The 14,859-nt window shown below is 70.4% G+C and carries 10 protein-coding genes and 1 tRNA gene; 6 read left to right on the top strand and 5 right to left on the bottom strand.

Annotation, left to right across the window (positions count from 1 at the left end):
- Window positions 1-4 precede the first annotated feature (4 nt).
- From AAF430_15455 to AAF430_15435, 5 genes are all read left to right on the top strand, one after another.
- Complete coding sequence (locus AAF430_15455) at window positions 5-1,093, top strand: KamA family radical SAM protein (GenBank protein ID MEM7411625.1); 1,089 nt, start codon at window positions 5-7, stop codon at window positions 1,091-1,093.
- 48 nt (window positions 1,094-1,141) lie between these two features.
- On the top strand, window positions 1,142-2,722 hold the full coding sequence (gene murJ / locus AAF430_15450; protein MEM7411624.1) for a murein biosynthesis integral membrane protein MurJ: 1,581 nt from the start codon (window positions 1,142-1,144) through the stop codon (window positions 2,720-2,722).
- Window positions 2,719-6,279 (top strand): hydantoinase B/oxoprolinase family protein, encoded by a 3,561-nt coding sequence (locus AAF430_15445; protein ID MEM7411623.1) that lies wholly within the window; start codon window positions 2,719-2,721, stop codon window positions 6,277-6,279. Before murJ ends, AAF430_15445 begins: the two co-directional genes overlap by 4 nt.
- Window positions 6,280-6,319: 40 nt before the next feature.
- Window positions 6,320-6,395, top strand: a tRNA-Lys gene (locus AAF430_15440).
- A gap of 189 nt (window positions 6,396-6,584) precedes the next feature.
- Window positions 6,585-8,321, top strand: coding sequence for a choice-of-anchor tandem repeat NxxGxxAF-containing protein (locus AAF430_15435; protein MEM7411622.1), 1,737 nt, complete (start codon window positions 6,585-6,587; stop codon window positions 8,319-8,321).
- 154 nt (window positions 8,322-8,475) lie between these two features.
- Here the strand turns inward: AAF430_15435 and AAF430_15430 are convergent, their stop codons facing one another.
- Together AAF430_15430 and AAF430_15425 are read right to left on the bottom strand one after the other, a co-directional pair.
- Window positions 8,476-9,000 carry a PEP-CTERM sorting domain-containing protein gene (locus tag AAF430_15430; protein MEM7411621.1) on the bottom strand — a complete coding sequence of 175 codons (525 nt, stop codon included), beginning with the start codon at window positions 8,998-9,000 and terminating at the stop codon, window positions 8,476-8,478.
- A 410-nt stretch (window positions 9,001-9,410) separates the two neighbouring features.
- Window positions 9,411-9,800, bottom strand: a complete 390-nt coding sequence (locus AAF430_15425; protein ID MEM7411620.1) for a hypothetical protein — start codon at window positions 9,798-9,800, stop codon at window positions 9,411-9,413.
- 305 nt (window positions 9,801-10,105) lie between these two features.
- Between AAF430_15425 and AAF430_15420 the strand changes: the two genes are divergently transcribed.
- Window positions 10,106-11,236, top strand: coding sequence for a hypothetical protein (locus tag AAF430_15420; GenBank protein MEM7411619.1), 1,131 nt, complete (start codon window positions 10,106-10,108; stop codon window positions 11,234-11,236).
- A gap of 5 nt (window positions 11,237-11,241) precedes the next feature.
- Here AAF430_15420 and AAF430_15415 read toward each other — a convergent pair whose 3' ends face one another.
- The 3 genes from AAF430_15415 to AAF430_15405 all read right to left on the bottom strand — a co-directional run bounded on the left by AAF430_15415 (window position 11,242) and on the right by AAF430_15405 (window position 14,751).
- Window positions 11,242-12,261 (bottom strand): DUF2889 domain-containing protein, encoded by a 1,020-nt coding sequence (locus tag AAF430_15415; protein MEM7411618.1) that lies wholly within the window; start codon window positions 12,259-12,261, stop codon window positions 11,242-11,244.
- A gap of 64 nt (window positions 12,262-12,325) precedes the next feature.
- Window positions 12,326-13,735 (bottom strand): DUF3179 domain-containing (seleno)protein, encoded by a 1,410-nt coding sequence (locus AAF430_15410; GenBank protein ID MEM7411617.1) that lies wholly within the window; start codon window positions 13,733-13,735, stop codon window positions 12,326-12,328.
- A gap of 17 nt (window positions 13,736-13,752) precedes the next feature.
- Window positions 13,753-14,751, bottom strand: a complete 999-nt coding sequence (locus AAF430_15405) for a VPGUxxT family thioredoxin-like (seleno)protein, type 2 (GenBank protein ID MEM7411616.1) — start codon at window positions 14,749-14,751, stop codon at window positions 13,753-13,755.
- Window positions 14,752-14,859 lie beyond the last annotated feature (108 nt).

The following is a 14,859-nucleotide window of genomic DNA, read 5'->3' as shown; positions in this document are numbered from 1 at the left end:
CACCATGTCCGGCGAAACGCCCCACCCGAGCCACCCGCGCTGGTCCGACTGGACCTGGCAGATGCAGCACCGCATCCGCGACGCGACCTCGCTCGCCGACTTCCTGGACCCGACGCCCGAGGAGCGCGAGGGCATCGTCCGTCTGGCGTCGCGCTTTCATTTCGTGATCACGCCGTACTACGCCGGGCTCATGGATCCGGCCGACCCGGACTGCCCGATCCGGCGTCAGGTCGTACCGCACACCGCAGAGCTCGACGACTCGGCCGGTCTCGCCGACCCCCTGGACGAAGTCGCCCACTCGCCGGTGAAGAACGTGATCCGGGTGTACCCCGATCGGATCGCCTTCTGCGTGAACAACGAGTGCGCGCTCTACTGCCGCTTCTGCCTGCGCAAGCGCATGGTGGGCGAGCCCGATTGGAGCATGAAGAAGCGGGAGCTCGAGGAGGGCCTCGACTGGATTCGCGCCACACCCGAGATCCGCGACGTGCTGCTCACCGGGGGGGATCCGCTGGTGTTCTCGGACGACCGCTTGGCCTGGTTGCTCGAGGCGCTGCGCGCGATCCCCCACGTCGAGGTGGTGCGCCTGGGCACCCGCCTCCCGGTCACTCTCCCGTTTCGCGTGACGCCCGAGCTTTGCGAGATGTTGCGAGGGTTTCACCCGCTCTGGTTGAACACCCACTTCAACCATCCAAAGGAGCTGACGCCCGAAGCCGAAGAGGCGGTGACGCGCCTGGTCGATGCGGGCATCCCGGTGGGCAATCAGAGCGTGCTGCTTCGCGGGATCAACGACGACGCGGCCACGATGAAGACGCTTTGCGAGTCCCTCGTGCGGCTTCGCGTGCGGCCCTACTACTGCTACCAGGCCCAGCTCCTCGAGGGCACCGCCCATTTCCGGGTGCCGGTCGAGGAGGGCATCGAGCTCTTCCGTCAGCTTCGCGGCCGCACCAGCGGCTTCGCGATCCCGCAGTACGTCCTCGACACCCCGTATGGGAAGGTCCCCCTGGCCCACCCATACTGGAAGGGCCGGGAGGGCGACGACGTCGTGGTCGAGAGCTTCGACGGACGGCTGTGGCGGGAGCCGAATCCGCGCTGAGCGCGCCGCGTCGCGCTCCGGCGCGTGGCCTGGGCCATACTCGGCGCGATGGCGGGAACGGGGGACGGGAGCGGCGGCACGGCGCGGCGGATCGGTTGGATCGCGCTGGCGCTCTCGGCGAGCGTCGCGCTCTCGCGATTGCTGGGGTTCGTGCGCGAGGCCGTGCTCGCGCGGGTGCTGGGCGTCAGCGCCGAGGCCGACGCCTACTACGCCGCCTTCATGCTCCCCGACCTGCTGAACTACTTCCTGGCAGGCGGCGCCCTCTCGCTGGCCTTCATCCCACTCTACACCCAGCTCCGTGAACGCGAGGGGCAGGCGGTCGCTCAGCTCTTCTTCGCGAACGTGCTCGGGGTCTCCGCGGGGCTCGCCACGCTCGCCACGGTGGTGCTCTTTCTCGCGGCGGAGGCGCTGGTCGCCCTGCAGTTTCCGCGCTTCGGGCCCGAGCAGACCGCGCTCACCGTGCGGCTCACGCGCATCCTGCTGCCCGCCCAGATCTTCTTCATCGCCGGCGGCGTGATCAAAGGGGCGCTCATGTCCCACGATCGCTTCGTCGCCCAGTCGCTCGCGCCCCTCGTCTACAACGCCGCGATCATCGTGGGCGGCGTCTTCTTCGGCGCCCAGTTCGGTGCGGAGGGGTTCGCCTGGGGGGCGCTCGTCGGCGCCGTCCTCGGCCCGTTCGGGCTCGCGATCTGGGAGGCGCGGCGCGTCCCGGTGCTCTCACTCGGACTGCGTTTCGCTCTGCGTGACCCCGCACTGCATCGCTATCTAAAGATGGCCTTGCCGCTGATGTTGGGCGTGACCCTGCTGACCGTCGACGAGTGGTACGACAAGTGGTTCGGCGGTCTGCTGGTGACCGGCAGCGTGGCGGCGCTGTCGCTGGCGCGGCGCTTGATGCTCCTGCCCGTGGCCGTCGTGGGGCAGGCGATCGCGACCGCCGCGATGCCCGCGCTGTCGCGACTGCACGCAGAAGGCCGGCACACCGAACTCGACGCGCTCTTGCTGGGCACGCTGCGCGCCGGCGTGACCCTCGCGTGCCTCGGCGGTGCCGCCACCTTCGCGCTCGCCGAGCCGCTCGTCGCCTTCGTCTACGAGGGCGGTGCCTTCGATGCGGCCGCGGCGAAGCGGGTGACCCTGCTCCTCCAGGTCTTCGCCCTGGGCGTGCCCGCCTGGATCGCCCAGCAGATCGGGGTGCGCGGCTTCTACGCCCGCGGCGACACCTGGCGCCCCATGTGGCTCGGGACGGCGATCGCGGTGGCGGCGGCGGGTCTCTACTACGGCCTGGGCCAGCGCTTCGGCGCGGTGGGGCTCGCGTGGGCCGGCGTGCTCGGGATCAGCGCCAACGCCCTCGCGATGCTGGGTCTCTTGCGACGCGTGCACGGCGGCCCGCCGCTCGGTCCCTTCTTCGCCAGCGCGGCGCGAGCCCTCGGGGTGGCCACGTTGGCCGGTGCGGTGACGGCCTGGATTCCGCCGCTGGGCGGCGAGGGCACCCTGGGCGCGCTGATGCAGGGCGCTGCCGGGGGTGCGGTCTTCGCCGCCGTGGCGCTCCCGGCGCTCTGGGCGGTCGGCGATGACGCGCAGCGGGAAGCGCTCGCCGGGATCGGACGCCGGCTGGGCCGGAGGCGCGGGTGAGCTGGTCGTTCTGGATCGACCGGGGCGGAACCTTCACCGACTGCATCGCGATCGATCCACAAGGCACTGCTCATACAGAGAAATTGCTCTCGTCGGACGAGGCGCCGCTGGAGGGCATCCGCCGCATCCTGGAGCGCGCGGGCGCGCCGCTTCGGGGCACCTCCCTGCGCATCGCCCTCGGCACCACGGTCGCCACCAACGCGCTGCTCGAGCGCAGCGGGGTGCCCACGGTGTTCGTGACCAACGCGGGCTTCGGCGATCTGCTGGCGATCGGTACCCAGGAGCGGCCCGAGCTCTTCGATCTCGACATCCGCAAGCCGGTGCCTTTGCCCGAGTCGGCGATCGAAGTGGAGGCGCGCCACGCGGCCGACGGCGCCACCCTGGTGACGCTGGATCGAGACGCGCTCGCGGCGATGCTGAACGCCGCACGTCGCGCGGGAAGCGAGGCGGCCGCGGTCGCCCTGATCCACGCCACCCAGAACCCGGCACTCGAAGCCGAAGTGGCCGAGCTCGCGCGCGAGGCCGGATTCCAGCAGGTCTCGGTGTCCCACCAGATCGCCCACGAGGTGGGCCTGCTCGCGCGCGCCGAGACGACCACGGCCGACGCCTACCTGACACCGCTCTTGCAAGGGCATGCCGCTGAGCTCTCGCGCGCGCTGCCCGAGGCCCCGCTGCGGTTCATGCAGTCGAGCGGCGGGCTCACCGACGCCGCCCGGTTCCGCGGGCCGAACGCGTTGCTTTCCGGGCCGGCGGGGGGAGTGGTCGGCGCCACTGCCGTCGCGGCCGCTGCTGGCTTCCAGCGCGCGATCGGATTCGACATGGGCGGGACGTCCACCGACGTCTCGCTACTGACGCCGGGCTCCCTACCGCGTCACTTCGAGAGCGTGGTCGGCGGTGTGCGGGTGAAGGCACCGATGCTGCGGATCCACACGGTGGCCGCGGGGGGTGGATCCCTGTGCCGCTTCGACGGCTTTCGCTTCACCGTCGGGCCCGAGAGCGCCGGCGCCTCGCCGGGTCCGCTCTGTTATGGCGACCCCGAGGCGCACGAACTCGCGATCACCGACCTCAATCTCGCCCTGGGACGCCTGCAGCCCGATCGCTTCCCGGTCCCCCTCGACCGCGCGCGGGTCGATCGGGCCCTCGCAGCGCTCTGTGACACGCTCGCAGCGGCCGGCTTGAGGCGCAGCCCGGACGCCGCCGCCGCGGGCTTCGTCGCGGTCGCGAACGCGGCCATGGCCGAGGCGATTGCCCAGGTCTCGGTCGATCGGGGAGTCGATCCTCGGGCGTGCGCCCTCGTCGGGTTCGGTGGGGCCGGCGGACAGCACGTCTGCGCGATCGCGCGTTCGCTGGGCATGCGTGACATCCTGCTGCACCCGCTCGCCGGGATTCTCTCGGCCTACGGGATCGGTCTCGCCGAGGTCAGCTGGGACGGGCAGCGCGATGCGCGCGGCGTCGCGCTCGGCGCGTCGGTCTCGGCCGAGCTGCTCGCCTCCCGCGAAACCCTCGAGCACGAGGGGCGGATGGCGCTCGAAGCGGAGGGCTGCGCGCCCGAAACGCTGCGCGCCGAATGGCGGCTCGACCTGCGCCATGTCGGCACCGAGACGCCGCTCTCGGTCCTGGCACCCGAGGATGGCGATTGGACCGCGGCCTTCCACCGCGAGCACCAGGCGCGCTTCGGCTACGTGCGGCCGGAGCTCGCGATCGAGGTGGTCACGCTCCGGGTGCGGGTGTTCGCTCCGGGCGCCAGCGCTCCGACCCTGGCGCCCGAGGGCGCGCCGGCGGCACCGGCTCCGCTGCGTCACGAGGACGTCTGGTTTCCCGAGGTGGGCCGCGTGCGCGCGCCGCTATACGCCCGCGAGGACCTGGCGGTGGGCGCCACGCTCGAAGGGCCGGCGCTGGTCCTCGAAGCGACGGGAAGCGTCGTGCTCGATCCCGGGTTCCGGCTCCGTGTCGACGCCGAAGGCGTGCTGCACCTGCACGACGAAGCCGGCTCGATCGCGCGGGTCGAGACCGCGCTCGACGAGGTCGACCCCGTCCGGCTCGAAGTGTTCGGCAACCGCTGTATGTCGGTCGCGGAACAGATGGGTGCCGTGCTCCGCAACACCGCGGTGTCGACGAACATCAAAGAGCGCCTCGACTACTCGTGTGCCGTCTTCGATGCCGAGGGCGGCCTGGTCGCGAACGCGCCCCACATTCCGGTGCATCTCGGCGCGATGTCGGAGACGGTGCGCGTCGTGCGCGCGCGTTTCCCGGAGCTCGCGGCAGGCGATGTCGTCGTGACGAACGATCCCTGGTCCGGTGGCTCCCACCTGCCGGACGTGACCGTCGTCTCTCCGGTGTTCGCCGGGGGTGAGGCGCCGCGCTTCTTCGTTGCGAGCCGAGGCCACCACGCGGACATCGGGGGCAGCCAGCCCGGGTCGATGCCCTCGGATTCCACGACCCTCGAGGAGGAGGGCGTCGTCTTGACGCCGTTCCGGATCGTGGAAGACGGCGTGTTTCAGGAAGCGCGGGCGCGCGAGGCGCTCGCACGCGGCCGCTACCCGGCGAGGCACCCGGACCAGAACATCGCGGAGCTATCCGCGATGGTGGCCGCGAATCGCACGGGCGAGCGCCTGCTCGAGGCCTGGGTCGCGGAGCAGGGCGCGACGCCGATCGCCATCACCCTGGGTCAGCTTCAGGACGCCGCGGCCGGCAAGGTGGCGCGCGAGATCGCCGCACTCCCGGACGGGGTGCACCGTTTCCGCGACTCCCTGGACGACGGCACGCCGGTCGTGGCCGAGCTCGAGATCGCGGGAGATCGCATGCGCATCTCCTTCACCGGGACGGGAGCGGCGGTTCCCGGCAACCTGAACGCCCCGCCTGCGGTGGTGCAGGCGGCGGTGCTCTACGTGCTGCGGACGCTCGTGGCCGAGCGGATTCCACTGAACGGAGGCTGCCTGGCGCCGGTCGAGGTGGTGGTGCCGCCGGGCTCGCTCCTCGATCCGCCCGCCGGCGCTGCGGTGGTCGGGGGCAACGTCGAGACCTCCCAGCGGGTGGTCGACGTGCTGCTCGGTGCGTTGGGTCGGGTCGCGGCGAGCCAGGGCACGATGAACAACGTGACCTTCGGCAACGCCCAGTTCAGCTACTACGAGACGATCGGCGGCGGCTCGGGCGCGGGAGCGACGTTCGATGGTGCGTCCGGGGTGCACACCCACATGACCAACACCCGCATCACCGATCCCGAGATCCTCGAGGTCCGCTACCCGGTTCGCCTGGAGCGCTTTTCCCTGCGCGCCGGGTCGGGAGGCATGGGAGAGCACCGCGGGGGCGACGGGCTGGTGCGCGCGTTCTGCTTCCTCGCCCCGGTGGAGGTTTCTTTGCTGACGCAGCGTCGCGAGACCCGTCCCTACGGGATGGCCGGTGGGGCGCCGGGTGCCGCCGGGGAGAACGGGGTGGTGCGCGCCGGTGGTGGTTCGGAGCGCGTGGGTCACCGCGCATCGTTTCGCCTCGAGGCGGGCGACGTGTTGCGCATCGAGACGCCGGGTGGCGGTGGTTACGGGCGCCCCGAGTCGCGTTGATGGCCTTGCACCGCCTGGCTGCGGATCCTAAGGTCGGCCCGGGCGCGTAGCTCAGTTGGTAGAGCAAGGGACTCTTAATCCCTAGGTCCGGGGTTCGAGCCCCCGCGCGCTCACCACCCGCACCATGAGGCGACGCGAAGGCGCCGTCGTGACCGGGTGACGCCGCCGCCGGGAGCTTCGGTGGCCAAGCCCCCCGGCGACGTCGAGGTTTCGTCGCACCCCCTCCGCGCGCGGCGGGGTACGATGCGCCAGGCGCGGTTCGCGCCCGTGCCGAGATGGCTCGACCCTACGTTGGAGGGACCCTCATGAAGTCATCCTCTCTCTTGTTTTCGTGGTCGTTGGCGTTCTCGCTGCTCTTCGCAACTCCCGTCCTGGCCTTTCAGCCGGTGACGATCGAGCGGTTGATGCTCGATCCGGAGCCGGCGCCTTCGTTGCCGGGGATCGACCTGGTGAACTTCGGAACCAGCACGATTGATCGGGTAGGGCCGGCCGGGGAAATTCGAATCCGGGCGGCGTTGAGCGGAACGGGTGTGATCCCGTTGGAGAACGGCGACGCGATGGTCGAGCACCCGAGCACGCTCCTGTGGCGACGGGGCGACCCGATCCCCGGGTTGCCAGGGCAGCCCGTTCCCTATGCCGGGATGCCGCTCAACGACGCGAATCAGTTCGTGGTCGTCTCCGGAGTTCCCGGGGCCACGATGTACGACGACCAGATCGTGATCGCACCCGATGGCAGCGGTGCGTACTTCATCGCCGCGCGCGAGGGATTTCTCGCGCCGAGCCTGGGAAGCAGCGAGTTCGTGGACTTCTTGAGGATCGGTGGTCCCCCTGGGCCCGATGGCCGTGCCGCCTTCGAAGTGGAGCTCTTGCACGGGGTATCCGGTATCACCGACGCGAACGACGAGGTTCTCTACGAAACCACGCTCGCGGGGGGTGTCGTGATCGTCGTGCGCGAGGGCGATCCGGTTCCCGCGCTCCCGGGGACCTTCTACGGAAGCCTGAAGCTGGGTCGCATGCACCCGACTCTCGGTGCCGTGTTCACCGCGACGCTGCTCGACTCGGGCGGCGCCACAGTTGGGGAGGCCGTGCTTGCCAGCGGGGGCAACACCGTGATCCTCGACGGCCGGACCCCCGTCGGGACGCCCGGAGAGACCGCGCAGATCTCCGAAGTGGGCTCGATCTTCAATGCCGCCTGGACCGACTTCGATTCCCCTGCCGGCACGTTTCGGATCTCAGGAGGGCTGAGCCCCAGCGGATCGCGTGCCGTCTGGGTCTACGATTCGGCGGGAGCTACGCGTCTCATCGCCGCGACCGAAGCGCCGGTTCCCGGGATGCCGGGCGTCTCATTCGCGGACTCGAACATTCGGGAGGTGGCGATTGCGCCGACCTCTGGCGATGTCGTAGTCCTCGTCAGCGATTCGGGACTGGCCGATCAGCTGTGGACCGTCGATGCGAGTGGCACGTACGCGCTCGTCGCGGAGCGCAACGTGACGCAGGCCCCCGGACGACCGGCGGGAGATCTGCTCGGTAGGCTGAGAAACATCTCTATCAATGACTCCGGTGAGGTGGCGTTCGTGGCGGAGGTGGACGACCCCGGTACGGCTACCGGCGTGATGTTTCGCACCGCCGCGGGCCTGCTCGACTACGCCTTCTACACGGGGGAGTTCCACGATTTCGAGGCGCCCCTCGGCGTGACGAGCGTCTTCGGGATCGAGGACGTCGAGGTCGGCCCAGACGGGGAGCTGATCACGGTGGTGCTCGCCAACACGCCACCGGGTCCGCGTCGCACGGTGACGCGCACGTACGCGGCGTGCCTCGACCAGGTGGACGGCGACGGGGACGGCATCGGCGACGCCTGCGACAACTGTCCGCTGGTGTCGAACCCACTGCAGGAGGCGGTGAGCGGCAGTCCCGTCGGACTTGCCTGCATTCCCCCGCTGCGGACCGGTCCGAGCGTGGCACCGGTGCTGCTCGGATTGCTGCTGCTCACGGGGGCGACGTTCGCGTCGCGGGCGCGCGCCGGCGTTTCCGCGGATCGGTGATCTCGGGCAGGCGCGGGATCGAATCCGACGCGCTACGCATCGCCCGCTGCGATCCGACCGGAGGTCGGCTCGTCGAGACGCGAAAATCGGCGCGGCATCCCGGCTCCGTGGACGCCGGGGAGAACCACACCCCGGCGCCACGGATCCGCTCTGGCTAGGCGGTTCTCCGCCGGGCCACCGCCATCGCTCCCAGGCCGAGCGACAGCAGCAGCGCGGTGCCCGGCTCGGGCACGGCGGTGAGCGTCCAGTTGTAGACCACGGTCGCCGACGTCCCGACTTCGGTCGTCGAGAACGTCGTGTCGTTTCCCAGGACGAGATCGAACACGATGCTTCCAGGGAAAGTCTCGAACGGGTTCGGCGCCGCAGGGAACGTCGGGCTGATGAACGAGCACCCATCGATGGGCGAGTTGTTCACGCACGACAACACCGTGTTGTCGGCCGACGTGACCGTCAGCGTGTCTCCCGCGAGACTGCCGCTGAGCAGGATCGAGCTGGTCGTCGTGTTGTCACTGAACACGGTGACCGAATCGATCTGGATGTTCATCGTGAGCGTGCCGGTGTCGTCGAGGACGGCGGTTCCACCCGTCCCGGTCACGGTTCCGGAGGCGAGCCCCGCAATCGTTCCCGTGAGCGACACGTCGAAGGCCGCCACGGGGGCGGCCTGGGCGCTGGTTGCCATGCCTAACCAAAGCAGCATCGACAGCAGCGCAAAGTGCGATCCGGAACGGGTCCGGTCGCGCAGATGCAAGACAGACATTGAGCAGTCCCTCTTCCCAAAGGGTGTCGCGGCGCGCGGGGACCTCCCGCGTGCTTCGACGCGACCATCCTACGCCCGGAACCCTGCGGGACTCAAGTAGGGGGTGTGCCGCCTGGTAACGCGCTTCCCGACGATTCGGTGTTCCTGAAGGTCCAGCTGGCTAGACGATCCGGAAGGGCTGGACGACTCAGGGGTTCACGCAGAGACCGAGCACGGCCCCCGGCGCACACTGGAAAGTGTCGATCGCGATCTGGCCGGTCGCCCTCTGTCTGCGCAATGGCGGGGCGGATCGGGGCGCGGGTTCGGTCGAGGCGCCGGACGGGAGGGCTGCGTCAGCCTCCGATCTGCTCGAAGACGATGGTTTCCCCGTCCTCGGTTTCGAAGACGAAACGACGCCCTTCGCGGCGCCCTGCGTATCCGTACTCGCTGCCGTCCGGGTCGCGGAAGCGGCCCACCAATCGGTCTCCGCGCTGGTTTCCCGAGATCGGGTACCGCTCGCCAGCGAGCACGACCACGCCGCTGTAGCCGCTGGGCGTGCGCTTCAGCTCCAGCGTGTAGAGGGCGCCGTCGTATTGCGTGGCGAAGCGACCACTGAAGGGATCGGGTGCGGTGGCTGCGGGCGGGGGCGCACCCGGCGCTGCCGCCGTGCCCGGAGCGGACGCCGCCGGCGGCGGGCCCCCAGTGGGCGCAGCACCCGGAGGGGGCGGCCAGTCGCCACCCACCGGGTCCCCGGACGGACTCGCGGCGGCCGGCGGGGGCGAGGCGCCAGCCCCGGGCGGCGGCGGCCATTCGGAAGCGGCAGGTGCTTCCGCGGGCCGTTCGGATCCGCAGGCCGTCCAAAGCGCGATCCAGGCAACCGCACCGATGCGCAGTGCCACCGTTCCCAAACACCGTTTCATTGCGTCCCCCATCCCGGCTCGCTCGGGCGCAACCTGACACAAAAGAGCGGCGGTGGCATGCCCCGTTCGTATCGAGCGCCCGAAAATTTGCGTAGGCTGGAACCATCAGTGGAGGTGCGGACGTGGTGATGGCAGGAACGCGTTGGCGAAGCGTCGGGGTCGCGTGTCTCGCGGTGGTGGCGTGGCTGGGTTGCGGCGATGACACGCCCGAAGTCACCGACTTCTCCGACGTGTCGGCTCCGGTGGCCCCGGACACGCAAGCGCGCGGAGCCGGCAGCGCGACCGAGCTGATCCTCTACGACCACGGCCTGCAGATGCCGCGCGCGCGGATGCAACTGCCCCCGGGCTGGCGCGCCCAGCAGGACATCGCGACCGATCCGAACACCGGGGGCGTCGCCCGCTTTCATCTCGACGTGATCGGACCCCAGGGCGAGCTGTGGCGCTCGTCCGCACCTGGGTCCTACACGAACTTCACGGGCACGGCCTTCGAGCCGCTCTGGCGCCAGACCGTGATGACCTCGTTGCAGGGGGCGCTGGAATCCGTGTCCCTCGGTGCGCTGCGTCCCAGCCCGGCCCTGGCCCAGCTGCCGAGCGTGCAGAAGGCGATGCGCGAACAGAACGCCCAGGCGCTGGAGACCGATCTCACCGCGATGCGCGGCCCAACGCGCTACGCGGGCCGCGTGTTCGTGATCCACTCGATGCTGCCCGAGAATCCGCAGGCGGGGGTCCTCGCCGCCAGCGTGGTCGTGAGCCCGCCGCCGCTGCTCGAGCAGGCGGTGGCGACCTCGCTGCGCATCAGCGCGAGTCAGCAGATGAATCCAGCCTTCGAGGCCGCTGCACAGCGCCTCCAGCAACAGGCGATGGCGAACTCCTGGGCACAGCACCAGCAGCGCATGGCGAACAACCAGGCCCGGTTCAACGCGCATCAGCAGCGCATGGCGAACAATCAGGCCCAGTTCGACAACTACATGGCAGGCGTGCGCGCCCAGTCGAACGCCAACGACGCGCAGCACCAGGCCTGGATGAATCAGAACCTACGGCAGGACTACAGCGCCCACGACCAGTTCGTCGATCACATCCGGGACACCGACACCTTCCACGACCCCGACACGGGCGGCCAGGTGCAGCTCGACGCCCACTACGACCGCACGTTCACGGACGGGCTCGGCAACTTCTACCAGTCGAGCGACCCGAGCTTCGACCCGAGCTCGCTCGACGGTGACTGGGCCGAGGTGCAACCGCTGCAGCCTGGCAACTGAAGCGGCTAGCCCTTGCGCCCGAGGAACCCGTCGGCGCGCCACATGTAGCAGGCGCCGGTCATGGCGTTCGTCGTCATGCGGGCGCCGGCTTCTTCGGCGTCGCGCTGGGATGCGTCCGGGGCCTGGTCCTGCCGGTCGTACATCCAGGCGGGCATCACCTGGATGACCGCCGGCGCGAGGTTCAGCAACGTGTCGAGCAGCGGTGCGTCTTCGGTGCCCTCGCCGAGCAGCTTGAAGAGGCGGCCCGCCATGCCGCCGAGCGCCGGTGCGCCGGCGAGAGACGCGAGGTCGTCATCGCGTGACTGCCAGGGGCCCGCGGGCTTCCCACCTTCGTGCACACGTTCCGCCGCGGCGACTCCGGTGAGCTGAAGGCGCTCCCCGTCGATCTCGACACGCGCCCGAACTTCGTGTCGGCGACCCAGACGTTGCATGGGGTTGGTGAGCACGCGGTCTTCGGTGGGCGCGGCGTGGATGTCGTCGAGCAGAAGGGTCAGCTGCAGCTGCCCGTCGCGAACGAAGCCATCGATCATCAGATTGCGCACGAAGAAGCGGTCGCCGGGTTGGAAACGTCGCCCTTCGGTCTCCTGGGGGAAGCGAAATGCCTGCTGCGCGCCGGAAACCAGGAGCTGCCCCAGAGTGAGCACGTGCGAGCAGCCGCGCGGGCCGCCGATCGCATCGCCGAGCGCGCGATGGGCCGCGTCGAGCGGGGTGTCAGCGAGGGCTCCGATCCGGTCCGCTGGGTCTCGGCAGCACTCGCCCCCGGTGGCAGGGCCGGGTTCGAACACGACCCGCAGCTGCTCCGATCGCATCTCGCGCACGATCGCCGGCGTTTCGGCCAGCCTCGCGTGGATGCGCATGTCGTGGATCACGCCGCTGGTCTGGAGTTCGCCCGGCATCGCGACGAGCCCGCGCTTGCGCACGTCGGAGATCGTGGCGAAGGCGTCGACGTCACCGTCCTCGGCCCGGCGCAGCGCGACGCCGAGCGAACGCGTGTGCAGCGGGGCGCCCTGGACCTCGGCTTCCATGGCGGCGGAGCTTGTGGGCTCGGAGCCGCGCGCGCAAGCCGCGATGGGCGCGGGAATCGGGGAGTCAGGGGGCTTTGACCAGTCGGGTGTCGGGGTGGGCGGCGCGCCAGCCGAACCAGAAGGCGCGGTGCGCGGGCAGGCGCGTGAGCTCCGTGCCCTCACTCCCGATGAGGGCATGTTCGTGCGCTTGCCAACGCTGCCCGTCGGCGCCGAGCCACGCATCTCCGTCGCGGTTCGTGAGTGGTGAAGGCGGTGCGGCGTACACGCGGTGGGCACCGGCTGCGTCGGTCACCACCACGAAGTCGACGCCCCCGTGTTGGCCCGCGTAGACGGGCCGCTGCCGCAGCATCTCGACGGCCAACGCGGTGGGTGGCCCCGTGCCGAAGCGAAGCGCCAGGACTTCGTCCTTGTTCGCCAGGCGCGGGTCTGACGCGGGAACCGCAAACATCAGCTCGTCGGTCGCGAAGTACTCGCGGTAGGCGGCGCCTTCCGAATAGTCGTGGCGTTGCCGCGTGCGATGGGAGAGGACGCGGGTCTCCGGGTGCGCTCGGTGCCAGGCGCCCCAGGTCGTCGTCACCACGGGCAGGGGCTCGAGGCGAACTCCGCTTCCAGCCAGCGGACCGATGACCGGTTCGCCGCGCAGGGTCGACCAGAGCGAGTCCGTCGCCGCATCCACCATGAGCTTGTTCGAGCGGTACAGAAACCCGCTGGTTCCCAGCTCGGGGTGCGGTTCGCCGCTCGGCGATCGGTAGAGGACCATGCTCCCGCACAGCGTGCAGTAGACGCCGGTGACGTCGACGTCCCCGATGCGATCGCGCACGAGCTCGTGCCAGCCGAGCACGCGTTTCGGGTAGGCGCGGGCTTCCCCGGCCACCACCGCCGCGAAGACGACGTCGCCGTCATCGAGGTAGCCCGCCTGCTCCACCCGGAGCAGCGGTGGATTCACCAGGGGCACGATGCCATCCCGCTTGACGCCGCCCCAACGGACCTCGTCGAGACGGATTCGCGCGGTCTCGTGCGCGTCGTCGAAGTAGCCGCCGAAGCGCGGATCGATCGCGGTGTACAGGGCGCTCTTGAACGCCGCATAGCCCGGGTGCCGCGCCTCGGGCCGGGACCACACCCAGCGAAACGCGTCTTCCGCGTCCTCGAATGCGATGGCGTCGGCGTTCTCGAACGCGGCGTCTTCGCCGTCCTCGCGCTCGGCGTCGGCCCGCTGCTCCAGCAGCTTCAAGATCCGCTTGCGATGGGGGCTGAAGCGCGCGACTTCGATCAGCATGGGCGGGTAGTGCGGCTGCCAACCCGCATCGATCTCCCGGAGCGTCTTCCACGCGAGACCGGGGGAGGGTTTGAGCAGGGTGAAGAAGAGCGGAGTCTCGGCCGCTTGCTCCGGCGCGGTCGTCGCGTTCGCGCGAACCCCAGCGCCCACACCCAGCGCGAAGGTGCAGATCGCACCGAACGCGGCAACCCGGCGCATGCCGCGCACCGGGTGCGCTAGAGCCCCACCTGGGCGCGCTGGCGGGGGGACAACCAGGGCCTCGGGTCCTGGCGGTCGGCCAGCGCCGCGTTGACGCGGGTCGCCTGCAACGCGGTGAGTTCCAGCCCGCGCAGCTTCGACGCGCGGAGGTGGCGCTTCTGGTCCTTCTCGGGCGCCTTTCTCGGGCGCCCGCGCGCCGCCAGCACGTCGTTGCCAAAGATGCCACGCGCGATCCGCTCCTGGCTGGCGTCGAGGCTGACGACCGCGTCGGCGCAACCGCGTGCCTTCGCCCGCTCGACGAGCGCTTCGTACGTCGTCTGCGCGGGATCGAACCAGACCTCGACGACCTCCCGTCCCTGGTGCCAGCTCGCACGCGTCTTGCGCACGGCCGGATCGCTGCCGAAGCAGACTTCGCCTTCCCAGAAACAGTGGGTCACGAAGGTCGCCTGTGCGGTGGGAGCCAGTTCGTGTTCCTCGATCAGCCAATCGAGGTAGGCCGGCACGGGACGGTTCGCCGCGGCCAGTGCAGCGCGCATGCGGGGCGCGAGCTTGCTCGTGTGATAGACGCCGTCACGCCGCGGGATCAGGTCGGCTCCGCTCGCATCCACGAAGCGCACGACCGGGTTGTTCCAGGAGGGCTCGCGGTAGCGACGCAGCACGGCCGCGTCCTCGCCTCCCTTGTTGTTGAAGACGGCCACCGGCACGAAGGCCGTTTCGATCGCCTCCACCATCAGCGCGTGGGAGAGGGCCCCCTCGCCGAAGTTCACGCAGGTGGAGCAGCCTGGGACTTCCTGGAACAACAGGAAGACCGGGCGTTCGGTCTGCTGGGCCTGGGCGATCCCGGCTTCGAAGTCGCGGTTCCAGTCGACGCGCCCGAGTTCACGCGGGGCGTCGCCGGCATCGGCGGGAGCCGCCCCGAGCAGGCTGGAGGCGGCCAGGCCGGCCAGCGCGGCGCCCAGGAGCGCGAGCCAGGGCCGGGAAAGGGTCGAGCCGGGGCTCGGACGGGCAGGGTGCATCGGGATTCTCCTCGGCTCCTGGGATGCGCGAGCCGCGCGTCGGTTCCGCCCGGGCCGGCTCTGGCACGGTCCAGCCGCTTGCCGTGGCCCGCCCAGGGCGCCATCTTC

The organism is Myxococcota bacterium, from assembly GCA_039030075.1.
In the GTDB taxonomy this organism is placed as follows: Bacteria; Myxococcota_A; UBA9160; order UBA9160; family SMWR01; genus JAHEJV01.
This window is presented reverse-complemented; position numbering and strand designations above follow the sequence as displayed.

What these genes read in the sequence shown, in the direction of transcription:
- AAF430_15405 (MEM7411616.1), bottom strand. Translation starts at nt 14,751, where the DNA reads ATGCACCCTGCCCGTCCGAGCCCCGGCTCGACCCTTTCCCGGCCCTGG.
- AAF430_15420 (MEM7411619.1), top strand. Translation starts at nt 10,106, where the DNA reads ATGGCAGGAACGCGTTGGCGAAGCGTCGGGGTCGCGTGTCTCGCGGTG.
- AAF430_15410 (MEM7411617.1), bottom strand. Translation starts at nt 13,735, where the DNA reads ATGCGCCGGGTTGCCGCGTTCGGTGCGATCTGCACCTTCGCGCTGGGT.
- AAF430_15435 (MEM7411622.1), top strand. Translation starts at nt 6,585, where the DNA reads ATGAAGTCATCCTCTCTCTTGTTTTCGTGGTCGTTGGCGTTCTCGCTG.
- AAF430_15455 (MEM7411625.1), top strand. Translation starts at nt 5, where the DNA reads ATGTCCGGCGAAACGCCCCACCCGAGCCACCCGCGCTGGTCCGACTGG.
- AAF430_15415 (MEM7411618.1), bottom strand. Translation starts at nt 12,261, where the DNA reads ATGGAAGCCGAGGTCCAGGGCGCCCCGCTGCACACGCGTTCGCTCGGC.
- murJ (MEM7411624.1), top strand. Translation starts at nt 1,142, where the DNA reads ATGGCGGGAACGGGGGACGGGAGCGGCGGCACGGCGCGGCGGATCGGT.
- AAF430_15430 (MEM7411621.1), bottom strand. Translation starts at nt 9,000, where the DNA reads ATGGCAACCAGCGCCCAGGCCGCCCCCGTGGCGGCCTTCGACGTGTCG.